The sequence below is a fragment of the Pseudomonas sp. PF05 genome, from assembly GCF_056521845.1.
This window is the reverse complement of record NZ_JBWLPW010000001.1, coordinates 312,040-334,127: the sequence shown is the minus strand read 5'-3', so window position 1 is coordinate 334,127 and position 22,088 is coordinate 312,040. Positions and strand designations below refer to the sequence as shown.

Annotated in this window: 16 protein-coding genes; 10 read left to right on the top strand and 6 right to left on the bottom strand. The window is 62.3% G+C overall.

Going from position 1 to position 22,088, the window contains the following annotated elements; translation table 11 throughout:
• The gene (locus tag AC09SL_RS01445; protein WP_058545538.1) at nt 1-660 is read right to left on the bottom strand and encodes a GntR family transcriptional regulator; all 660 of its coding nucleotides are present in this window, start codon (nt 658-660) and stop codon (nt 1-3) included.
• Nucleotides 661-1,006: 346 nt separating this feature from the next.
• Between AC09SL_RS01445 and xdhA the strand changes: the two genes are divergently transcribed.
• From xdhA to guaD, 4 genes are all read left to right on the top strand, one after another.
• On the top strand, nt 1,007-2,461 hold the full coding sequence (xdhA, locus tag AC09SL_RS01440) for a xanthine dehydrogenase small subunit (protein ID WP_058545539.1): 1,455 nt from the start codon (nt 1,007-1,009) through the stop codon (nt 2,459-2,461).
• Complete coding sequence (gene xdhB, locus AC09SL_RS01435) at nt 2,454-4,853, top strand: xanthine dehydrogenase molybdopterin binding subunit (RefSeq protein ID WP_058545540.1); 2,400 nt, start codon at nt 2,454-2,456, stop codon at nt 4,851-4,853. Before xdhA ends, xdhB begins: the two co-directional genes overlap by 8 nt.
• A gap of 122 nt (nt 4,854-4,975) precedes the next feature.
• Entirely contained in the window at nt 4,976-5,818 is an 843-nt protein-coding gene (xdhC, locus tag AC09SL_RS01430) for a xanthine dehydrogenase accessory protein XdhC (RefSeq protein WP_058545541.1), read from the top strand.
• 19 nt (nt 5,819-5,837) lie between these two features.
• Complete coding sequence (gene guaD / locus AC09SL_RS01425; protein WP_064106905.1) at nt 5,838-7,142, top strand: guanine deaminase; 1,305 nt, start codon at nt 5,838-5,840, stop codon at nt 7,140-7,142.
• A gap of 67 nt (nt 7,143-7,209) precedes the next feature.
• Here the strand turns inward: guaD and AC09SL_RS01420 are convergent, their stop codons facing one another.
• Entirely contained in the window at nt 7,210-7,974 is a 765-nt protein-coding gene (locus tag AC09SL_RS01420) for a GntR family transcriptional regulator (RefSeq protein WP_058545542.1), read from the bottom strand.
• Nucleotides 7,975-8,218: 244 nt separating this feature from the next.
• On the opposite strand from AC09SL_RS01420, the gene AC09SL_RS01415 reads away from it, so the two are divergent.
• Complete coding sequence (locus AC09SL_RS01415) at nt 8,219-9,409, top strand: benzoate/H(+) symporter BenE family transporter (RefSeq protein WP_058545543.1); 1,191 nt, start codon at nt 8,219-8,221, stop codon at nt 9,407-9,409.
• A gap of 118 nt (nt 9,410-9,527) precedes the next feature.
• On the opposite strand, the gene AC09SL_RS01410 is transcribed toward AC09SL_RS01415, so the two are convergent.
• Nucleotides 9,528-9,872 (bottom strand): YggL family protein, encoded by a 345-nt coding sequence (locus AC09SL_RS01410; RefSeq protein WP_003199553.1) that lies wholly within the window; start codon nt 9,870-9,872, stop codon nt 9,528-9,530.
• A gap of 230 nt (nt 9,873-10,102) precedes the next feature.
• On the opposite strand from AC09SL_RS01410, the gene dacB reads away from it, so the two are divergent.
• A complete protein-coding gene (gene dacB, locus AC09SL_RS01405; RefSeq protein WP_064106904.1) occupies nt 10,103-11,569 on the top strand; it encodes a D-alanyl-D-alanine carboxypeptidase/D-alanyl-D-alanine endopeptidase in 1,467 nt (488 codons plus the stop codon).
• 126 nt (nt 11,570-11,695) lie between these two features.
• Here dacB and AC09SL_RS01400 read toward each other — a convergent pair whose 3' ends face one another.
• Both AC09SL_RS01400 and rlmKL read right to left on the bottom strand, forming a co-directional pair.
• Nucleotides 11,696-14,080, bottom strand: coding sequence for a sensor domain-containing diguanylate cyclase (locus tag AC09SL_RS01400; RefSeq protein ID WP_058544722.1), 2,385 nt, complete (start codon nt 14,078-14,080; stop codon nt 11,696-11,698).
• 144 nt (nt 14,081-14,224) lie between these two features.
• A complete protein-coding gene (gene rlmKL, locus AC09SL_RS01395; protein WP_058544721.1) occupies nt 14,225-16,495 on the bottom strand; it encodes a bifunctional 23S rRNA (guanine(2069)-N(7))-methyltransferase RlmK/23S rRNA (guanine(2445)-N(2))-methyltransferase RlmL in 2,271 nt (756 codons plus the stop codon).
• Between the two features lie 531 nt (nt 16,496-17,026).
• On the opposite strand from rlmKL, the gene rmf reads away from it, so the two are divergent.
• Nucleotides 17,027-17,242, top strand: a complete 216-nt coding sequence (rmf, locus tag AC09SL_RS01390; protein WP_003223300.1) for a ribosome modulation factor — start codon at nt 17,027-17,029, stop codon at nt 17,240-17,242.
• 327 nt (nt 17,243-17,569) lie between these two features.
• Here the strand turns inward: rmf and AC09SL_RS01385 are convergent, their stop codons facing one another.
• Complete coding sequence (locus tag AC09SL_RS01385) at nt 17,570-18,589, bottom strand: quinone-dependent dihydroorotate dehydrogenase (RefSeq protein WP_058544720.1); 1,020 nt, start codon at nt 18,587-18,589, stop codon at nt 17,570-17,572.
• A gap of 232 nt (nt 18,590-18,821) precedes the next feature.
• On the opposite strand from AC09SL_RS01385, the gene AC09SL_RS01380 reads away from it, so the two are divergent.
• From AC09SL_RS01380 to AC09SL_RS01370, 3 genes are all read left to right on the top strand, one after another.
• A complete protein-coding gene (locus AC09SL_RS01380; protein WP_058544719.1) occupies nt 18,822-20,033 on the top strand; it encodes a CmpA/NrtA family ABC transporter substrate-binding protein in 1,212 nt (403 codons plus the stop codon).
• Between the two features lie 15 nt (nt 20,034-20,048).
• The gene (locus tag AC09SL_RS01375; protein ID WP_058544718.1) at nt 20,049-20,624 is read left to right on the top strand and encodes an ANTAR domain-containing response regulator; all 576 of its coding nucleotides are present in this window, start codon (nt 20,049-20,051) and stop codon (nt 20,622-20,624) included.
• A gap of 250 nt (nt 20,625-20,874) precedes the next feature.
• Nucleotides 20,875-22,086, top strand: coding sequence for a nitrate/nitrite transporter (locus AC09SL_RS01370; RefSeq protein WP_058544717.1), 1,212 nt, complete (start codon nt 20,875-20,877; stop codon nt 22,084-22,086).
• Nucleotides 22,087-22,088 lie beyond the last annotated feature (2 nt).

The following is a 22,088-nucleotide window of genomic DNA, read 5'->3' as shown; positions in this document are numbered from 1 at the left end:
TCAGGCCGCCGTCAGGGCAGAAACCACCAGATCGCAACTGCGCTGGGCGTAGGCCGTGAGCACGATGCGGATCTGCGGCAAATCACGGGCCAGCACGGCGGCGAGCAGGCGCTGGAACAGGTCTAGGAACTCGCTCATTTCCGCCTTGCGTTGTTCCAGGGCCAGGAAATAGGCACGGCTCATGGCCGGTTGCAGGTTCTCGACGGTTTCCTGCAAATACGGGTTGTTGGCAAAGGGATAGGCGGCGCGCATCACGCTGAAGCTTTCATCGACGAAGGTGCGGATGTCCTGGCGCACGTAGGCGTCGTTGAGACGCTGCTGGATCGCCACGAACGGCGCCATGTCGGCCTGTTCTTTCCAGCCATGGGCCACGGCGTTGCCCAGCAGGATGTACAGCTCGCTCATCAGCGTGCAGAGGCTGCGCACCTTGTGTTCGGTAAGCTCGGTGACGTGGGCGCCGCGGCGCGGCAGGATCGCGATCAAGTGGCGTCGCTCCAGGATCAGCAAGGCCTCGCGGACCGAGCCGCGGCTGACGTTGAGCGCCAGCGTGACCTTCTGCTCCTGGATGCGCTCTCCCGGTTTCATTTCGCCGCGAATGATGCGTTCGGCGAGGTGATGGGCGATTTGCTCGGCGAGGCTGTCCGGGGCCTTGAACGTCATGGTTGTCCTTCAAACTCTTCGATTTGCACAAGCGGCGCAGTGTAGCGCACTCGATACGTCATGGCGCAGGGCCTGTACCGGGTTTTTGGCACGATACAAGCAAAAAAATCCTATGGGAGCCGCGCTTGCTCGCGATAGCGGTAAGTCAGCTTGCATCCATACTGAATGTGGCGCCGGCATCGCGAGCAAGCGCGGCTCCCACAGGGTTCTACAGTGTCCATAGATCGTTGTTCATCGACCAAGTGGATTTTCTTGACCTTTAAGTCAGAAAATCGTTGACCGAAAAGTCAGAACTGATAAATTCAGCCCACGTCGATACAACAATAATGAGTCTGCGAGGCCTTCCGTGATCCAGTTTTTACTTAACCAGGAACTCCGTAGCGAGCACGCCCTGGACCCGAACCTGACCGTGCTCAACTATTTGCGCGAACACGTTGGCAAGCCAGGCACCAAAGAAGGCTGCGCCAGCGGCGACTGTGGCGCGTGCACCGTGGTGGTGGGCGAATTGCACACGGACGAAAAAGGCCAGGCGCGCATGCGCTATCGCAGCCTCAACGCGTGCCTGACCTTCGTTTCGTCCCTGCACGGCAAGCAACTGATCAGCGTCGAAGACCTCAAGCACCAGGGCCAACTGCACAGCGTCCAGCAGGCGATGGTCGATTGCCACGGTTCGCAATGCGGCTTCTGCACACCGGGCTTCGTCATGTCATTGTTCGCCCTGCAAAAGAACAGCGAACAACCCGACGCCCACCAGGCCCACGAAGCCCTGGCCGGCAACCTCTGTCGTTGCACTGGCTACCGGCCGATCCTGGCCGCCGCCGAGCAGGCCTGCTGCGCCAAGCAGCCAGATCAGTTCGATGCCCGCGAAGCCGAAACCATCGCCCGCCTCAAGGCCATCGCCCCGACCGAAACCGGTGAGCTCAACAGTGGCGACAAACGCTGCCTGGTGCCGCTGACCGTGGCCGACCTGGCCGATCTTTACGATGCTTATCCTCAAGCACGCCTGCTGGCCGGCGGCACGGACCTGGCCCTGGAAGTCACGCAATTTCACCGCACCCTGCCGGTGATGATCTACGTGGGCAACGTCGCCGAACTCAAGCGCATCGAACGTTTCGACGATCGCCTGGAGATCGGCGCCGCCGCCGCCCTCTCCGATTGCTACGAAGCCCTGAAAGCCGAATACCCGGACTTTGGCGAACTGCTGCAGCGCTTCGCCTCGCTGCAGATCCGCAACCAGGGCACCCTGGGCGGCAACATCGGCAATGCCTCACCGATTGGCGACTCGCCACCCCTGCTGATCGCCCTTGGCGCGCAGATCGTGCTGTGCAAGGGCCAGACCCGCCGCACCCTGGCCCTGGAAGACTATTTCATCGACTACCGGGTCACCGCCCGCCAGGAAAGCGAATTCATCGAAAAGATCATCGTGCCGCGGGCCAGTGCCGAACAGGCGTTCCGCGCCTACAAGGTTTCCAAGCGCCTGGACGATGACATTTCCGCCGTGTGCGCGGCCTTCAACCTGCGCATCGACAACGGCGTGGTCCGCGACGCCCGCGTGGCCTTCGGCGGCATGGCCGCCACACCCAAGCGCGCCAAGCATTGTGAAGCGGTATTGATCGGTGCGCCGTGGACCGACAGCACCCTCGAACGCGCCTGCATCGCCTTGGCTGAGGACTTCACGCCGCTGTCGGACTTCCGCGCCAGCAAGGAATACCGCCTGCTCAGCGCGCGCAACCTGTTGCGCAAATACTTCATCGAACTGCAAACGCCGCACATCGAGACTCGGGTGACCGCTTATGTCTAACCATCACACCGTAGAGAAGACCCAAACCGAACTGGCCGAGCTGTTCGCCCGCGACCTGAGCACTGGCGTGGGCCGCAGCGTCAAGCATGACAGCGCCGCCAAACATGTGTCCGGCGAGGCCCAGTACATCGATGATCGCCTGGAATTTCCGAACCAGTTGCACGTCTATGCCCGGCTGTCGGACCGCGCCCACGCCCGGATCATTCGCATCGATACCACGCCCTGCTACGCCTTCGAAGGCGTGCGCATCGCCATTACCCACCAAGACATCCCTGGCCTGAAGGACATTGGCCCGCTGTTGCCGGGTGATCCGTTGCTGGCCATCGATGACGTGCAGTTCGTCGGCCAACCAGTGCTGGCCGTCGCCGCCAAGGACCTGGACACCGCGCGCAAGGCGGCGATGGCGGCCATCGTCGAATACGAAGACCTGGAACCGGTGCTGGACGTGGTCGAGGCCCTGCGCAAGCGGCACTTCGTGCTCGACAGCCACACCCACCAGCGCGGCGATTCGGCCACGGCACTGGCGAGCGCCGAGCATCGCATCCAGGGTTCGCTGCACATCGGCGGCCAGGAACACTTTTACCTGGAAACCCAGGTTTCCTCGGTCATGCCCACCGAAGACGGCGGCATGCTCGTCTACTGCTCGACCCAGAACCCCACCGAAGTTCAGAAACTGGTGGCTGAAGTGCTGGGCGTGTCGATGAACAAAGTCGTGGTGGACATGCGCCGCATGGGCGGAGGGTTTGGCGGCAAGGAAACCCAGGCCGCCAGCCCGGCGTGCCTGTGCGCCGTCATCGCCCACCTCACCGGCCAGCCCACCAAGATGCGCCTGCCCCGGGTCGAAGACATGCTGATGACCGGCAAGCGCCACCCCTTCTACATCGAATACGACGTCGGCTTCGACAGCACCGGGCGCCTGCACGGCATCGCCCTGGAACTGGCCGGCAACTGCGGGTGCTCGCCGGACCTGTCGGCCTCGATCGTCGACCGGGCGATGTTCCATGCCGACAATGCCTACTACCTGGGCGATGCGACCATCAACGGCCACCGCTGCAAGACCAACACCGCGTCGAACACCGCCTACCGAGGTTTCGGCGGGCCACAAGGGATGGTCGCCATTGAAGAGGTGATGGACGCCATCGCCCGGCACCTGGGGCTCGATCCGCTGGCGGTGCGCAAGGCCAACTATTACGGCAAGACAGAACGCAACGTCACCCACTACTACCAGACCGTCGAGCACAACATGCTCGAGGAGATGACCGCCGAGCTTGAAGAAAGCAGCCAGTACGCTGAACGCCGCGAAGCGATCCGCCGCTACAACGCCAATAGTCCGATCCTGAAAAAGGGCCTGGCGCTGACCCCGGTGAAATTCGGCATTTCCTTTACCGCCAGTTTCCTCAACCAGGCCGGTGCCTTGATCCACGTCTACACCGACGGCAGCATCCACCTCAACCATGGCGGCACCGAAATGGGCCAGGGCTTGAACACCAAGGTCGCCCAAGTAGTAGCCGAAGTGTTCCAGGTAGAAATGGACCGCGTGCAAATCACTGCGACCAACACCGACAAGGTGCCGAACACTTCTCCCACCGCCGCCTCCAGCGGTGCCGACCTGAACGGCAAGGCCGCGCAGAACGCCGCCGAAACCATCAAGCGGCGCCTGGTGGAATTCGCCGCGCGGCAGTACAAGGTCAGCGAAGAAGACGTCGAATTCCACAACGGCCATGTGCGGGTGCGCGATCACATCCTGACCTTCGAGGCGCTGGTGCAGCAGGCGTATTTCGCCCAGGTCTCGCTGTCGAGCACCGGCTTCTACAAGACCCCGAAAATCTACTACGACCGCAGCCAGGCCCGTGGCCGGCCGTTCTACTACTACGCCTATGGCGCGGCCTGTGCCGAAGTGATCGTCGACACCCTCACCGGCGAGTACAAGATGCTGCGCACCGACATCCTCCACGACGTCGGCGCCTCGCTGAACCCGGCCATCGACATCGGCCAGGTCGAGGGCGGTTTCATCCAGGGCATGGGCTGGCTGACCATGGAAGAGTTGGTGTGGAACGACAAGGGCAAACTGATGACCAATGGCCCGGCCAGCTACAAGATCCCCGCCGTGGCCGACATGCCGCTGGACCTGCGGGTCAAGCTGGTGGAAAACCGCAAGAACCCCGAAGACACCGTGTTCCATTCCAAGGCCGTGGGCGAGCCGCCATTCATGCTCGGCATCGCCGCGTGGTGCGCCATCAAGGACGCCGTGGCGAGCCTGGGGGATTACCAGCACCAACCGAAAATCGATGCACCGGCGACGCCGGAGCGGGTGTTGTGGGGGTGTGAGCAGATGCGGGGGTTGAAGACCGTGAAGCCTGCGCAAGCCGAGGCCGAGCTGGCTTCGCTTTAGACCGCGGCGCGGCTATCGCGAGCGAGCTCGCTCCCACAGGGGATTTGTGTACGCCGATCCAATGTGGGAGCGAGCTTGCTCGCGATGAGACCGGAACAGACAAGAGAGATGTCGAGGTGAATATGTACAACTGGATCAGCGCCCTCGCCGACCTGCAAGATCGCGGTGAACCCTGCGTGCTGGTGACGATCATCGAAGAGCTCGGCTCCACCCCGCGTAACGCCGGTTCGAAGATGGTCATCAGCGCCAGCCAGACCTTCGACACCATCGGTGGCGGGCACCTGGAATACAAAGCCATGGAACTCGCCCGGCAGATGCTCGCCAGCGGCCAGCAAAGCACCCATCTGGAGCGCTTCAGCCTCGGTGCGAGCCTGGGCCAGTGCTGCGGCGGCGTGACCGTGTTGCTGTTCGAACCCATGGGCCAAGTCCAGGCACAGATCGCTGTGTTCGGCGCCGGCCATGTCGGCCGCGCCCTGGTGCCGCTGCTGGCGAACCTGCCCTGCAAGGTGCGCTGGATCGATTCGCGGGAGGCGGAATTCCCCGAACACCTGCCCCATGGCGTGCGCAAGGTCGTCACCGAAGAGCCACTGGATGAAGTCGACGAATTGCCCGTCGGCAGCTACTGCATCGTCATGACCCACAACCATCAACTCGACCTGGAACTGAGCGCCGCGATCCTCAAGCGCAACGACTTTGCCTACTTCGGCCTGATCGGCTCGAAGACCAAACGGGTCAAGTTCGAACATCGCCTGCGTGATCGTGGTTTTGACAGCAGCACCTTGCAACGCATGCGTTGCCCGATGGGTATTGGCGAAGTCAAAGGCAAGTTGCCTGTGGAAATCGCCATCTCCATCGCCGGCGAAATCATCGCCACCTATAACGCCGATTTCGGCCAGCACACCGCCCGCGCCGAACCGATTGCCAAGCTGCTGCCGGCCTCGCGCCGCAGCCAGGCGAACCGTTGAACACTCGTTGAGAATTCCCATGTCCCTGACACGCAAAGCCTACCGCGCCGCCCTGCTCCACAGCCTCGCCGACCCGGCCGAAGTCGGTATCGAGGCGTCCTATGAATATTTCGAAGACGGTTTGCTGGTGGTGGAAAACGGCCAGATCAGCGCCATCGGCCACGCCCATGACCTGTTGCCGACCCTGGCGGCGGATATCGAAATCCACCATTACCCGGACGCGCTGATCACTCCAGGTTTGATCGACACTCACATCCACCTGCCACAGACCGGTATGGTCGGCGCCTACGGCGAGCAATTGCTGGACTGGCTCAACACCTACACCTTCCCCTGCGAAAGCCAGTTCGCCGACAAGACCCACGCCGATGCCGTGGCCGATATTTTCGTCAAGGAACTGCTGCGCAACGGCACCACCACCGCGCTGGTGTTCGGCAGCGTGCACCCGCAATCGGTGAATTCGTTTTTTGAAGTAGCCGAGAAACTTGACCTGCGCATGATCGCCGGCAAAGTGATGATGGACCGCAACGCCCCGGACTACCTGGTCGACACCGCCGAATCGAGCTACACCCAAAGCAAGGCGCTGATCGAGCGCTGGCACGGCAAGGGCCGCCTGCACTACGCCGTGACCCCACGCTTCGCCCCCACCAGCACGCCCGAGCAACTGGCCCTGGCCGGTCAGTTGCTCGGGGAATATCCAGACCTGTACATGCAGACCCACATCAGTGAAAACCTGCAGGAGGTGCAATGGGTCAAGGAACTGTTTCCAGAGCGCAAAGGTTATCTGGACGTCTACGACCACTACCATCTGCTCGGCGAGCGCTCGGTGTTCGCCCATGGCGTGCACCTGTGTGACGACGAATGCGCGCGCCTGGCCGAGACCGGTTCGGCCATCGCGTTCTGCCCGACCTCGAACTTTTTCCTCGGCAGCGGCCTGTTCAACCTGCCGATGGCTGAGAAGCATAAAGTGAACGTGGGATTGGGCACTGATGTGGGGGGCGGCACCAGTTTCTCTCTGCTGCAAACCCTGAACGAAGCCTACAAGGTGATGCAGTTGCAGGGCGCGCGACTGAGCCCGTTCAAGTCGCTGTACCTGGCCACCCTCGGCGGCGCCCGGGCCCTGCGCCTGGAGGACAAGATCGGGACGTTGCAGCCAGGGACCGATGCGGACTTCCTGGTGCTGGACTACAACGCCACGCCGCTTTTGAGCTATCGCCTCAAGCAGGCCAAGGACATTGCCGAACGGCTGTTCGTGTTGATGACGCTGGGAGATGACCGGACGGTGGCGCAGACTTATGCGGCCGGTCAGTTGGTGCATCAGCGGTAGGTTTCATTGCCTGTTGAATCGCCATCGCGAGCAAGCTCGCGATTGGCGGTATGACTGATTCAACCCATCAAAGCTTGGCCGTCGAGCGCCCCGGCTTCTTGCTCTGCAGCAGGTGCGAGAACACCGCATGCAAATCATCCGACGCACTTTCCTCGTCGAGGTTGAGCTTGCTGTCGATGTGGTCCATGTGATGCATCATCAGGTCCACCGCCAGCGTGGCATCGCGCGCCTCGATGGCGTCGATCAACTGGGTGTGTTCGTCATAGGAACAGTGGGAACGGTTGCCGCTTTCGTACTGGGCGATGATCAGCGACGTCTGGGACACCAGGCTGCGCTGGAAGCTGATCAGCGGGGCGTTCCTCGCCGCTTCGGCCAGCTTGAGGTGGAACTCGCCCGACAAACGAATGCCGGCGCCACGGTCGCCACGGGAGAAACTGTCGCGCTCGTCGCTGACCATCTGCCGCAGCTCAGCCAATTGCTCGGCCGTGGCATGCTGCACCGCCAGTTCGGTGATCGCCCTTTCCACCAGGCGCCGAGCCATGAATACCTGGCGAGCCTCTTCGACACTCGGGCTCGCCACCACCGCACCGCGGTTGGGCCGCAGCAACACCACGCCTTCGTGGGCCAGGCGTGACAGCGCCCGGCGAATGATCGTGCGGCTGACCCCGAAAATCTCCCCCAGTGCCTCTTCGCTCAACTTTGTACCGGGCGCCAGGCGTTGTTCGAGGATGGCCTCGAAGATATGTGCATAGACAATATCGTCCTGGGTTCCGCTGCGGCCGGCTTTACCGGCTCGCGGTTGTTTCTTGAGGGGTTGCAACTGTTCGTTCATGGGCACTCGAGTCGGGAGAACTGCGGCGAATTGACCGTGACTGTAATACGGCACAGCGGGTCGCTGGCAAGTATCGCGTAAAAAACAGCCCGATTGTACACAACCTCTGATGGCAACACGACTGTACGGCTGTTTGCGGGCATGGCTGTATTGCAATCGGCTACTGCGTTGAGTTTAGGCTTTAAACCCAAAACCTGCGGCGCGATCAAGCCCAGCCAATCTACAACAAGGACCACCGCCCACCATGACCGAAGTCACGACCACGCCACTTCGTCCATTGGCCGACACCTCACCTTCGGCCATTGTCGCCGGGTTCATCGCGATGATGACCGGCTACACCAGCTCCCTGGTGCTGATGTTCCAGGCCGGGCAAGCGGCTGGGCTGACCAGCGGGCAGATTTCCTCGTGGATCTGGGCGATTTCCATCGGCATGGCGGTGTGTTCCATCGGTCTGTCGCTGCGCTATCGCACGCCGATCACCATCGCCTGGTCGACACCCGGCGCGGCGCTGCTGATCACCAGCCTGGGCGGCGTGAGTTACGGCGAGGCCATCGGCGCCTATATCACCTGTGCCGTATTGGTGACGATCTGCGGCCTGACCGGCAGTTTCGAACGCCTGGTCAAGCGTATTCCAGCCTCGCTGGCGGCGGCGTTGCTGGCGGGGATCCTGTTCAAGATCGGCAGCGAGATCTTCGTCGCCACCCAGCATCGCACCGGGCTGGTGCTGGGGATGTTTTTCACCTACCTGATCGTCAAGCGCCTGTCGCCCCGCTACGCGGTACTGGCGGCACTGTTGATCGGTACGGCGCTGTCAGGCCTGCTGGGGCTGTTGGACTTCAGCGGCTTTGCCCTGGAAGTCGCGACGCCGGTCTGGACCACGCCGCACTTTTCCCTGGCAGCCACCATCAGCATCGGCATTCCGCTGTTCGTGGTGGCGATGACCTCGCAGAACATGCCCGGCATCGCCGTGCTGCGGGCTGACGGCTACAACGTGCCGGCCTCCCCGCTGATCACCAGCACCGGCATCGCTTCGCTGTTGCTGGCACCGTTCGGTTCCCATGGCATCAACCTGGCGGCCATCAGCGCGGCCATCTGCACCGGGCCCCACGCCCACGAAGATCGCAACAAGCGCTACACGGCGGCGGTCTGGTGCGGGATCTTCTACGGGATTGCCGGGGTGTTTGGCGCTACGCTGGCGGCGTTGTTCGCGGCGCTGCCCAAGGAGCTGGTGCTGTCCATCGCGGCCTTGGCGCTGTTCGGGTCGATCATCAATGGCTTGAGCATCGCCATGAGCGAAGTGAAGGAGCGGGAAGCGGCGCTGGTCACCTTCATGGTCACGGCGTCGGGGCTGACGCTGTTCTCCATCGGTTCGGCGTTCTGGGGGATTGTGGCGGGGGTGTTGACCTTAGTGATACTGAACTGGCGTAGCGCCTAAAAAAAAAATCGCAGCCTTTGGCAACTCCTGCATTGGAATGCGTACATCCTGTAGGAGCTGCCGAAGGCTGCGATCTTTTTGACCGGCAACCCGAAGGACGGGCTGCCGGTTCAGACCATCAAGCGACCGGATTGATCGGCTTTTCCGGGTACCAGACGTCCATCAGCGGGCTGACCTCAACACTGGTCAGCTCAGGACGTGCCTTGAGCCAGGCTTCAACGGCAGCGCGCTGCTCTTCGGAAACCGAGCCACGCTTCTGCAGGCAAACCAGACCGTAGTCATCGCCGCCGACATAGCCCAGGCCGTTGGCTTCCATGGCTTCTTTGAGGAAAGCATCGAGGAAAGCGTCAATAGCCTCATCGGCCAGATCTTCTTTGAAATCCAGGTTCAGTTCGAAACCCAGCTCTTGAAATTCATCCACGCACAGTTTTTTGCGCAGACGCTGGGAACGGTTAGTCGCCATTGGAACAATCCTCATAAGTAATAACGGCCGGCACTCTACCAGTTTGGTGCACCGTTTGCCCGCCTGATCAGGTGTGTGGGCCTACCGTCGGTAAAAAATAGCGCCCGAAGGGCTCAGGCACGGCACACGCCGTTGCACCTTGGGGCATAATGCCGACACTTTCATGACGTTGAGGGCGTTCATTTTCATGTCCTCGTTTTTTCCCCCTCGCCTGTAGGGTTTTATTTCAAATGATCAAATCTTTGCGTCCACTGCTTTTGGCCGGCCTTCTTCTTCCCCTGGCCCTGCCTGCGTCCACCAGCGCCGCCACCATCAACACGGCCCTGACGCCCAATGTGCAAAAGGCCCTCAAGAACAGCAAGCTGCAGAATGACGCGCTGTCCCTGGTGATGATCCCGCTCAACGGCCCTGGCACCCCGACCCTCTACAACGCCGACGTCTCGGTCAATCCGGCGTCCACCATGAAACTGGTGACCACCTACGCCGCCCTGGAAATGCTCGGCCCCAATCACCAGTGGAAAACCGAGTTCTACACCGACGGCACCCTCAGCGGCGGGATTCTCAACGGCAACCTGTACCTCAAAGGTGGCGGCGACCCCAAGCTGAACATGGAAAAACTCTGGCTGCTGATGCGCGACCTGCGGGCCAACGGCGTGCAACAGGTGACCGGTGACCTGGTGCTGGACCGTGGTTTCTTCATCAAACCGCAGTTGCCTGAATTCAACGACGACGGCAACGACAAAAACAAACCGTTCCTGGTCAAGCCCGATTCCCTGCTGGTCAACCTCAAGGCCCTGCGTTTTGTCGCCCGCAATGACGGCGGCCGGGTGCTGGTGTCGGTGGAGCCGCCGATTGCGAGCATTCGCATCGAAAACCAGGTCAAGGCCGTCAACTCCAAGCAATGCACCGGCGGCGTGCGCTACAACCCAGTGACACAGACGGACGGCAGCGTGACGGTGACCGTCGGCGGCCAGCTCGGGGACGGTTGCAGCTCCCAGACCTACCTGTCGTTGCTGGACCATGCCACCTACACCGCCGGCGCCGTGCGGGCGATCTGGAAGGAACTGGGCGGCAGCATCCAGGGCAAGGACCGCCTGGCCGCGACCCCGAGCAACGCCAAGGTGCTGGCCCGGGCATTCTCCCCGGACCTGGCGGAGATCATCCGCGACATCAACAAATACAGTAACAACACCATGGCCCAGCAGTTGTTCCTGAGCCTGGGCGCGCAATTTCGTAACGAAGCCGACGGTGACGACGCCAAGGCTGCGCAACGGGTGGTGCGCCAGTGGTTGGCCAAGAAAGGCATCACCGCGCCGCACCTGGTGATGGAGAATGGCTCCGGCCTGTCCCGCGCCGAACGGGTCAGCGCCCGGGAAATGGCGGCCATGCTGCAAGCCGCCTGGCGCAGCCCGTACTCGGCGGAGTTCATCAGTTCGATGCCGATTGCCGGCACCGACGGCACCATGCGCAAACGCCTGAAGACCACCGCCATGGCCGGCGAAGCCCACGTCAAGACCGGGACCCTGAACACCGTGCGCGCCATCGCCGGCTACAGCCGTGACATCAATGGCAACACATGGGCGGTGGTGGCGATTCTCAACGATCCGAAGCCTTGGGGCGCTTCATCGGTGCTGGACCAGGTGCTGCTGGACTTGTACCGCCAGCCGAAACTGCCGCAGACGGCTTCGGCGCTCTAATCCCGCCAGAAACCAAATGTGGGAGCGGGCTTGCTCGCGAATGCGGTGTATCAATCAACGCAATTGTTGAATGTAACGCCGCATTCGCGAGCAAGCCCGCTCCCACAGTTGACCGTGTATATCCAGCTAGCTCAACTGCACCTCGACCCGATCCCGCCCGGCCTGCTTGGCCGCATACACGCCAGAGTCGGCCCTTAGCAACAACGCGTCGGCGCCCTCCCCGGCGCGCCAGGTGGCGATACCGAAGCTGGCGGTGACAAAACCCACGTTCTCGATGGGCGCCGCCCGCAAGCCCTCCCACAGCTCCAATGCCAAGGAATAGGCGCTGTCGCTGTCGGTGTCCGGGCACAGCACCACGAACTCTTCCCCACCCAGCCGGCAGAACACATCGGTGCGCCGCAATCGTTGCGCGACGCGCTGACAGACCGCCTGCAACACCCGGTCGCCCACTGCGTGGCCATGCTGGTCGTTGATGCGCTTGAAGTGGTCGATGTCGAGCATGATGACCGCCAGCCCCCCGGAACCGCGCTCGACCCGGGCCATCTCCGAAGTCAGGCGCTCCTGGAAATAGCGACGGTTGCGAATACCGGTCAGGGCATCGGTCACTGACAGGGCCCGCAGCTCTTCTTCCACACGCTTGAGGTCGGAAATATCCGAGATATAGCCGTGCCACAACACCCCGCCGCCGGGCAGTTCCTCGGGCGTGGCTTCGCCGCGTACCCAGCGCAGGCCGCGCAGGGGCAACTGCACCCGGTACTCTTCCCGCCATGGGCTCAAGGTGTGGGCCGAAGCACGAATCGAAGCGCGGACGCGCGTGCTGTCCAACGGGTGAATGCGCGAGAAAATCGCCTCGGCGTTCTGCACCAGCACATCGGGCTCCAATTCATAGATGTCGCGAATGCCGTCGCTGGCATAGATCACGCTGAAGCGACCATTGAAATCCATTCTGAACTGGTAGATTCCCCCCGGCACGTGGGCACTGAGCTTTTTCAGCAACAGGTCACGGGCGGCCAATGCCTCGTGGACGCGCTTGCGTTCGGTAATGTCGATGCAGATCGCCAGGTGCCCGACCCACAACCCCTGGTCATCGAGCATCGGTGTGGCGAGCATGTTCACGGTCAGGTGGCTACCATCGCGGCGCACCAGGGTCCACTCCCGCGCCTGTTGCCCGCCCTGCTCGCCGCCCTCGAGCAGCATCGCGTGGCACGTCGGAATCGGCTTGCCAAAGCGTGCGCCGAGCTGGGCGGCGCGAGCCTGGAGCTCGCGCGGCACATGCAGGCTTTCCAGGGTCATGCTCTGCAGGACCTCACAGCTCGGGTAGCCGAGCATCTGTTCGGCGCCGACGTTGAAGGTGGTGATGACACCACGCAGGTCCGTGGCGATGATCGCGACCTGGGTCGCCGCATCCAGCACACCGCGCAACTGGCCGTGGGTACCACGCAACTCCTGTTCCCGGGCGCGCAATTCACGGGTGCGTTGCTCTACCAGTTTCAAGGCCCGCTGCCGCTGGCTGACCAACACATAGAGCAAGACGCTGAGCAGCAGGCTGAGCAAACCGCCGAGCACCATCAGGCTCATCACCGAAGAATGGTTGGTCGCCAGGAACACCCGGCTGGGCCGCAACTCTATCCGGTAATCGCGATCAGCCAGGCGCAGCAGGCGAGTGGCCGACAATTCGCTGTGGCCCTGCCGGTTGTGGGATTCGAACAGCGCCTCCTCCGCGTTTTCGGTAGACAGGTCCATGACACGCATCGAGAGGTTATCGTGAGCGGACGCTGGCAGCCCATCACCCGCCAGTTGTCGCATGCTGATGGCCGCCACCACGTACCCGAACGGTTCGCTGACCGATTCCCGGATGACCGGCGCAACCAGCAGTACCCCGCGGGCAAACACCGGGTCGGTGCCCATCAGTTCCAATGGCTGCGAAGCCACCACCCGGCCACGCTGGCGCGCCCGCTCAAGCGCGGCACGAGGCAACGGTTCGGAAAGCAGATCCAGGCCCAGCGGCGCCCCAAAGGAAGCCTGGCTCTGAATGTAGAGCATCGGCGCGTATTCGTCCCGTTCGGCGGCCTGCCGCAGGCCACCGTTGCCGTCCGGCTCGCGGATCGTGAATTGAGAGGCCCCTTCGGCCTGCGCTTGTTGTTCGAACGATTGCCGTTGGTCGCGCTGCACCCTGGGCGCCCAGGCGAAGGCTCGGGTACGGCGCAATAGCGCGTCGGCGTAACCACGGAATTCAGTGTTGGAGACCCCTTCGGAGTTGGCAAAGAAACGCCTGAGGCTGTCGAGGCGTCGCTCCTGGTCATGGAAGTGTTCTTCGATGCGGCTGAAACGCTCTTCGGCTTGCAGCTCGAAGCGCTGGCGCAGTTGCTGATTGAACAGGTCCATCATCGCCCAGGTCAGCACGCCGGTCAGGACCGTACCGGCCAGCAGGACCAGCGAAGCCACCAGCCAGGCCGATACGTCTTCGCTGATAAAGCCCAGGATCCTGGGGCGCACCTGATGCAATGCCATAAACACAACTCAGAAAGGGGACCAGGCATAGGCACAGCCCTGGACACAGCCTAAGTTATAGCTATTAGCCATCACTTTGACCAGTCCCCAAACGAGGCCGCAAGCCTTGAATTACAAGGCTTCGTGGATCCAATCAGCTACAGGTCAACGGGCCGTGATCTTCCAGGCACGGTGGATCTTATTGTTACGCGCAAAATCCGGATCAATGGTCTTGGCCGTGATCTCCTCCACCGAGTAGCGCTCGCCGAGATTGTCCTCGAGCTGGAACTTGCGGAAGTTGTTGGAGAAATACAGCACGCCGCCTGGCGCCAGGCGCGCCATGGCCAGGTCCAGCAACTGCACGTGGTCGCGCTGCACGTCGAACACGCCTTCCATGCGCTTGGAGTTGGAGAAAGTCGGCGGGTCGATGAAGATCAGGTCGTACTCGTCACGACTGGCTTCAAGCCAGGCCATCACATCGCCCTGCTCCAGGCGGTTCTTGTCGGAAAAACCATTGAGCGACAGGTTGCGCCGCGCCCAGTCCAGGTAGGTCTTGGACAGGTCGACGCTGGTGGTACTGCGCGCCCCGCCCTTGGCGGCGTGGACGCTGGCGGTCGCGGTGTAGCAGAACAGGTTGAGGAAACGCTTGCCGGCGGCCTCTTTCTGGATCCGCAGGCGCATTGGCCGATGGTCGAGAAAGAGCCCGGTGTCCAGGTAATCAGTAAGGTTGACCAGCAGCTTCACGCCACCTTCGTTGACCTCGGTGAACTTGCCCTGGGCGCTCTGGCGCTCGTACTGCTTGGTGCCGCTCTGGCGCTCGCGACGCTTGATCACCACGCGGCTCTTGTCCACGTTCAGCGCCTGGGGAATCGCCGCCAGGGCGTCGAACAACCGGGCCGAGGCTTTTTCCGGGTCGATGGACTTCGGCGCGACGTATTCCTGGACGTGCACCCAGTCGTGGTACAGGTCGATGGCCATGGAATATTCCGGCATGTCGGCGTCGTAGACCCGATAACAGTCAATGCCTTCACGCTTGGCCCACTTACTCAGCAGCTTGAGGTTTTTTTGCAGGCGATTGGCGAACATCTGCCCACCTTCGCTCAACCGCGCCTGCTCGACCACAGGGGCCGGCGCCGGTGCTGGCTTGATCGGGTTGCCGTTCTTGTTGTACTGGCGCTCTTGCGGTACTTCAGGGGCTTGATCGTAGGCGGCCTGCTCACGCTCGGCCTGGCGCTGTTCCGGGGTGCGACGCTCACCAGTGACGAATTGATCCGGCAACACCTTGATCAGCAGCAATTTGCACGGCAAGGCGCCGTTCCAGAACGAATACTGCTTGTGGCTGCGAATGCCCATGCGCTTGCCCAGGTCCGGCGCACCGGTGAACACAGCCGCCTCCCAGTTCAAGCACGCCTGGCGCAGACGCTCGCCCAGGTTCTGGTAGAGGTAAAGCAGGCTGGCCTCATCGCCCAGACGCTCGCCGTACGGTGGGTTGCAGATCACCAAGCCCTTCTGGTTCTGGTCCGGACGCGGCTCGAAGGTGGCGACCTCGCCTTGATAGATCTTGATCCACTCGCTCAGGCCGGCACGTTCGACGTTGTTGCGGCCCGGCTGGATCAGCCGTGGGTCAGCTTCGTAGCCACGAATCCACAACGGCGGCTTGGCCAGGCCGGCGGCGGCGCGGGCAGTGGCCTCTTCGTGGAGTTTCTTCCACAGTGCCGGCACGTGGCCGAGCCAGGCGGTGAAGCCCCACTGCTGGCGACGCAGGTTCGGTGCCATGTCGGCGGCAATCATCCCGGCTTCCACCAGGAACGTGCCCACACCGCACATCGGGTCGGCCAGTGCCCCGCCTTCAGCGGCAATGCGCGGCCAACCGGCGCGGATCAGGATCGCGGCAGCGAGGTTTTCCTTCAGCGGCGCGGCGCCTTGCTGCAGGCGATAACCGCGCTGGTGCAGGCTGTGGCCGGAGAGGTCGAGGGAAAGGATCGCTTCGCCGCGGTCCAGGCGCAGGTGAATGCGCAGGTCCGGATTGAGCTTGTCGATGGACGGCCGCTCGCCCGATGGCGTGCGCAGCTTGTCGACGATGGCGTCCTTGACCTTCAAGGCGCCGAAATGGGTGTTGTCGATGCCCGAACCGTGGCCGCTGAACTCCACGGCCAGGGTGCCATCGGCCAGCATGTGGTCTTGCCAGTCGACATCCAGCACGCCGTGGTACAGGTCTTCGGCGTCCTTCATCGGGAAGCGCTTGAGTACCAGCAACACGCGGTTGGCCAGGCGCGACCACAGGCACAGGCGATACGCCGTTTCCATGTCGGCCATGCCGCGCACGGCCGAGGTGTGCTCGCGCGCTTCTTCAAGGCCAAGCCCGACGGCTTCCTCGACGAGCAGGCCTTCGAGGCCCTTGGGGCAAGTGAGGAAGAGTTCGAAACGATCGGACATGGGATTTCCAGAGCCTTTGGCTAAGTGGACCGGGCAACGCATTGCCGGGCCGGGTTCAATCAGGTGCTTTTCTCAAGAGCACCCGCGTGGCACGAAAGTGTGCCGCACCACCCTCGCCGCTCAGGTTAAAAGAGCTTAGAGGCGAAGGTAGATAAAAAATTCTGTGCAACAAATTGTGAAAACTCGACCCTTTCGTCGAATAGTACCCGAGTGCAACGGGAGGACATTCTCATCCGAACCAGACCTCCCCCTTTCGGCGCAGGGCCGATCATACAGGGGTCTTGCTCAAAAGCGGTCAACGAACATCAAGTTACTTATCGCCCTAACATCTTTATTGTTACGCGCTTATGACAAAACGATCATTCCATCCATGTGACGCTTTGGTTAGAACTCAACACAGGTTGACGTCACAACGGCGTCAACACCTCGGCTCGTCACGCCGGCAACGAGCCACCAACGGCAGAATGACTCTGCCCCGACCTCGATAGAGGTCGACGCTAAGTAACAGTCAACAAGTGAGGGCAACACCCTATGAGAAGACTTAAGCGTGATCCGTTGGAAAGAGCATTTTTACGTGGTTACCAATATGGCGTTGGTGGTAAATCCCGTGAGCTTTGCCCCTTTACTCTACCGTCGGTACGTCAAGCCTGGATCAATGGCTGGCGAGAAGGACGCGGCGACAACTGGGACGGTATGACCGGCACTGCGGGTATCCATAGACTCAACGAACTTCACGCCGTCGGCTGACACAGGGCTTAATACTCAAGAACCCGATAAATTTGACACCCATATCGATTTAACCACGCACGTCCCATCCGGACGGCGGGCTACGGCCCAGGGGGCTCCTTCGAGGAGCCCTTTTTAATGCCTGGGTTTCATGAGCGCTCTGCATGCCTGAACTGCAAACACTCTTGTGGGCTAACTCATCCTTCTGTGGGAGCAAGGCTTGCCCGCGATGAAGACAACGCGGTCTACCTGGAACCGAGGCGCCTGCATCGCGAGCAAGCTTTGCTCCCACCAAGGTTTACTCCCACAAAAAACCTGCTTGCCACCATAGAGCCGGCCGCGCCTGGATCAACCCAACGCCGCAATGGCATCCACCGACTCACGAATCAACGCCGGCCCCTTGTAGATAAAGCCCGAATAAATCTGCACCAGGCTCGCCCCTGCGGTGATCTTCTCGGCGGCGTGGCGGCCTTCGGTAATCCCGCCTGCGGCGATGATCGGTAAGCGCCCCGCCAGTTCAGCGGCCAGCACCTTCACCGTGTGGGTGCTCTTGTCACGCACTGGCGCGCCAGACAAGCCGCCCGCCTCGTCACCGTATTCCAGCCCTTCGACCCCTTCACGACCCAGGGTCGTGTTGGTGGCGATTACCGCGTCCATGCCCGTCTCGATCAGGGCCAGGGCTACCTGGGTGGTCTCTTCGTCGGTCATGTCCGGGGCGATCTTGATCGCCAGCGGCACGTGCCGGCCGTGAATCAACGCCAGTTCTGCACGACGCCGGGCCAGGTCGGCCAGCAGTTGCTTGAGCGAATCACCGAATTGCAGGCTGCGCAGCCCCGGGGTGTTGGGGGAGCTGACGTTGACAGTCACGTAGCTGGCGTGGGCGTAGACCTTGTCCAGGCAGATCAGGTAGTCGTCGACGGCGCGCTCCACCGGCGTGTCGAAATTCTTGCCGATGTTGATGCCCAGCACGCCCTTGTACTTGGCCGCAGCCACACGGGCCAGCAGATGATCGACGCCCAGGTTGTTGAACCCCATGCGGTTGATGATCGCCTCGGCTTGCGGCAGGCGGAAAAGCCGTGGCTTGGGGTTGCCCGGCTGCGGTCGAGGGGTGACGGTGCCGATTTCCACGAAACCGAAACCCAACTGGGCGAACCCGTCGATGGCCGCGCCATTCTTGTCCAGGCCTGCCGCCAACCCGACCGGGTTGGGGAACTCCAGGCCCATGACCGTCACCGGCAATTTTGCCGGGGCCTTGCACAGCAATCCATTGAGGCCCAGGCGTCCGCCGGCGCCAATCAGATCCAGGGACAGGTCGTGGGAGGTTTCCGGGGAGAGTTTGAACAGCAGTTCACGGGCCAGGGTGTACATGGGCGGCTTTGACTCGGGCGACGAAATGAGGCGGCGATTATAGCCGGGCAACGGCGGCTCAAGCGAGGCGCCCGCACAAAACGATAGCGCTGGCATATGCCTTGCACCCTTTTGGTCATCAGCGCCCATGCCAGCGACGGAATGAGTGCCACACTGTTTTAAGGGACAACGGCGTCGTCGTCCGGTCTCCTGGGCCCGGACACGGCGCTTTTTTTTGCGGAAGGTGATACCGATGAATGAAGTTCCAGCCAACCCCCTGGCCTGGGTCAACGGCAGCGATGCCCCGGAAAAGAGCGCGGTCAACCTCGGTTTCATGGCCTTGAGCGACTGTGCCCCGGTGGTGGTCGCCGCCACCCAGGGCTTCGCTCAGCCCTACGGCCTGACCCTGAACCTCAAGCGCCAGGCGTCCTGGGCCAACCTGCGCGACAAGCTGGTCAGCGGCGAAATCGATGCCGCCCACAGCCTGTATGGGCTGATCTACGCAGTGCACCTGGGCATCGGCGGGGTCGCGGCAAGCGACATGGCCGTGCTGATGGGGCTGAACCAGAACGGCCAGAGCATCAACCTGTCCCATGGCTTGCAGGCCCAGGGCGTGACCAGTCCTGAAGCACTGGAACGGCATGTGCACCAAACTCGCCCGAAACTGACCTTCGCCCAGACCTTCCCCACCGGCACCCACGCCATGTGGCTCTATTACTGGCTTGCCGCCCAGGGCATCCACCCGTTGTCGGACGTCGACAGCGTGGTCGTGCCTCCGCCGCAAATGATCGCGCACCTGCAAGCCGGGCGTATCGACGGGTTTTGCGTCGGCGAGCCCTGGTGCGCCAGCGCAGTGAAGCAGAACCTGGGCTTCACCCTGGCGACTACCCAGACCATCTGGCCCGATCACCCGGAAAAAGTCCTGGGTTGCACCCGCGCGTTCGTCGAGCAATACCCCAATACCGCCCGGGCCCTGGTGATGGCGATCCTCGAAGCCAGCCGCTTCATCGAACAAAGCAACGAAAACCGTCGCAGCACCGCGCAACTGTTGACTGCGCCTGAATACCTCGACGCCCCGCTGGACTGCATCGAGCCGCGCCTGCTGGGAATTTATGCCGACGGCTTGGGCAACAGCTGGCAGGATCCCCACGCCATGCGCTTTCATGGCAACGGCGAGGTGAACCTGCCGTACCTGTCCGACGGCATGTGGTTCATGACCCAGTTCCGCCGCTGGGGCCTGCTGCGCGAAGACCCGGATTACCTGGCCGTGGCCCAGGACGTCCAGCAGCTCAAGCTGTACCGCGAAGCCTGCGCGGCGCTGGACATCGCGTCCCCGCGCCAGGACATGCGCAGCAGCCAGCTGATCGACGGCATCACCTGGGACGGCTCGGATCCGGCCGGGTACGCCCGCAGCTTCAAACTGCACGCCTTGAGCGATGCGGCTCCCCTTCTCGCCAGCCGCTGACAGGAGCCCACGACCATGCTGCGTATCCTGCTGATCAACGACACCGCGAAAAAAGTCGGTCGCCTCAAGGCCGCCCTGATGGAAGCCGGATTCGAAGTGATCGACGAATCCGGCCTGACCATCGACCTGCCGGCGCGCGTCGAAACGGTGCGTCCGGACGTGATCCTGATCGATACCGAGTCACCCGGGCGCGATGTGATGGAGCAAGTGGTACTGGTCAGTCGCGACCAGCCACGACCGATCGTCATGTTTACCGACGAGCACGACCCCAATGTGATGCGCCAGGCGATCAAGTCGGGCGTCAGCGCCTACATCGTCGAAGGCATCCACGCCGCGCGCCTGCAACCGATCCTCGACGTGGCCATGGCCCGCTTCGAAAGCGACCAGGCCCTGCGCGCCCAACTCCTGGCCCGGGACCAGCAACTGGCCGAACGCAAGCGCATCGAACTGGCCAAGGGCATGCTGATGAAGATGAAGGAATGCAACGAGGAACAGGCCTACACCCTGATGCGGCGCCAGGCCATGAGCCGCCAGCAGAAGCTGATCCAGGTGGCGGAGCAGATCATTGCCATGAATGAGCTGCTGGGCTGAACGCCTTGTAGCGCCTGGCTCGCGATAGTCCCCCTTGTTGGCACAGATCTCGCTTAAGCAAACCCACAGGTAACCAACGGCGGTTGCCCCACCTACGACAAAGACGTCGCACACCCTCCTTGCCTCTCTGGCGATCCGGGTTGCGGCGTTTTTTTGTTTTGGCCCTTCGGGGCCGGTGGTGCGACCACAGGCGGCGCACTGCTCAAAAGCACTGACTCATTTCTCGAGACTTTTACAGCTGAGGTGCGCGATGAATTCAAGCTTCTGGAAATCCGGCCATACCCCGACACTGTTCGCGGCCTTCCTCTACTTCGACCTGAGTTTCATGGTCTGGTACCTGCTCGGTCCTCTGGCGGTACAGATCTCCGCTGACCTGCACCTGACCACCCAGCAACGCGGCCTGATGGTGGCGACGCCGATCCTGGCCGGCGCCGTGCTGCGCTTGTTCATGGGCCTGCTGGCCGATCGAATTTCGCCAAAGGCCGCCGGCATGGTGGGCCAGGTGATCGTGATCAGCGCGCTGTTCTGCGCCTGGAAACTGGGCATCCACAGCTACGAACAAGCCCTGCTGCTCGGCCTGTTCCTCGGTGTGGCCGGCGCATCGTTCGCCGTGGCCCTGCCGCTGGCGTCCCAGTGGTATCCGCCACAGCACCAAGGCAAGGCCATGGGCATTGCTGGCGCCGGTAACTCGGGCACCGTGCTGGCTGCGTTGATCGCGCCGGTCATGGCCGTGACCTTCGGCTGGACCAACGTGTTCGGCTTCGCGCTGATTCCACTGGTGCTGACCCTGGTGCTCTTCACCTGGCTGGCCAAGAACGCCCCCGAGCGGCCGAAAGCCAAATCCATGGCCGACTACCTCAAGGCCCTGGGCGATCGTGACAGCTGGTGGTTCATGTTTTTCTACAGCGTGACCTTCGGCGGTTTCATCGGCCTGGCCAGCGCCCTGCCCGGCTATTTCAACGACCAATACGGCCTGAGCCCGGTCACCGCCGGCTACTACACCGCCGCCTGCGTCTTCGGGGGCAGCCTGATGCGTCCCTTGGGCGGTGCCCTGGCAGACCGTTTCGGCGGCATCCGCACCTTGCTGGGCATGTACACCGTAGCGGCCGTCTGCATCGCCGCAGTGGGCTTCAACCTGCCGAGTTCCTACGCGGCCCTGGCCCTGTTCGTCTGCACCATGCTCGGTTTGGGTGCGGGCAACGGCGCGGTGTTCCAACTGGTGCCACAACGCTTCCGTCGCGAGATCGGCGTGATGACCGGATTGATCGGCATGGCCGGCGGTATCGGCGGCTTCGCCCTGGCGGCGGGCATGGGTGCGATCAAGCAGAGCACCGGCAGCTATCAACTGGCCCTGTGGTTGTTTGCCAGCCTCGGTGTCCTGGCCTGGTTTGGCCTGCACGGCGTCAAGCGTCGCTGGAGAACCACTTGGGGTTCGGCCGCTGTCACCGCTGCTCGGGTATAACC

What these genes read in the sequence shown, in the direction of transcription:
- AC09SL_RS01445 (WP_058545538.1), bottom strand. Translation starts at nt 660, where the DNA reads ATGACGTTCAAGGCCCCGGACAGCCTCGCCGAGCAAATCGCCCATCAC.
- xdhB (WP_058545540.1), top strand. Translation starts at nt 2,454, where the DNA reads ATGTCTAACCATCACACCGTAGAGAAGACCCAAACCGAACTGGCCGAG.
- xdhC (WP_058545541.1), top strand. Translation starts at nt 4,976, where the DNA reads ATGTACAACTGGATCAGCGCCCTCGCCGACCTGCAAGATCGCGGTGAA.
- guaD (WP_064106905.1), top strand. Translation starts at nt 5,838, where the DNA reads ATGTCCCTGACACGCAAAGCCTACCGCGCCGCCCTGCTCCACAGCCTC.
- AC09SL_RS01420 (WP_058545542.1), bottom strand. Translation starts at nt 7,974, where the DNA reads ATGAACGAACAGTTGCAACCCCTCAAGAAACAACCGCGAGCCGGTAAA.
- AC09SL_RS01415 (WP_058545543.1), top strand. Translation starts at nt 8,219, where the DNA reads ATGACCGAAGTCACGACCACGCCACTTCGTCCATTGGCCGACACCTCA.
- AC09SL_RS01410 (WP_003199553.1), bottom strand. Translation starts at nt 9,872, where the DNA reads ATGGCGACTAACCGTTCCCAGCGTCTGCGCAAAAAACTGTGCGTGGAT.
- dacB (WP_064106904.1), top strand. Translation starts at nt 10,103, where the DNA reads ATGATCAAATCTTTGCGTCCACTGCTTTTGGCCGGCCTTCTTCTTCCC.
- AC09SL_RS01400 (WP_058544722.1), bottom strand. Translation starts at nt 14,080, where the DNA reads ATGGCATTGCATCAGGTGCGCCCCAGGATCCTGGGCTTTATCAGCGAA.
- rlmKL (WP_058544721.1), bottom strand. Translation starts at nt 16,495, where the DNA reads ATGTCCGATCGTTTCGAACTCTTCCTCACTTGCCCCAAGGGCCTCGAA.
- rmf (WP_003223300.1), top strand. Translation starts at nt 17,027, where the DNA reads ATGAGAAGACTTAAGCGTGATCCGTTGGAAAGAGCATTTTTACGTGGT.
- AC09SL_RS01385 (WP_058544720.1), bottom strand. Translation starts at nt 18,589, where the DNA reads ATGTACACCCTGGCCCGTGAACTGCTGTTCAAACTCTCCCCGGAAACC.
- AC09SL_RS01380 (WP_058544719.1), top strand. Translation starts at nt 18,822, where the DNA reads ATGAATGAAGTTCCAGCCAACCCCCTGGCCTGGGTCAACGGCAGCGAT.
- AC09SL_RS01375 (WP_058544718.1), top strand. Translation starts at nt 20,049, where the DNA reads ATGCTGCGTATCCTGCTGATCAACGACACCGCGAAAAAAGTCGGTCGC.
- AC09SL_RS01370 (WP_058544717.1), top strand. Translation starts at nt 20,875, where the DNA reads ATGAATTCAAGCTTCTGGAAATCCGGCCATACCCCGACACTGTTCGCG.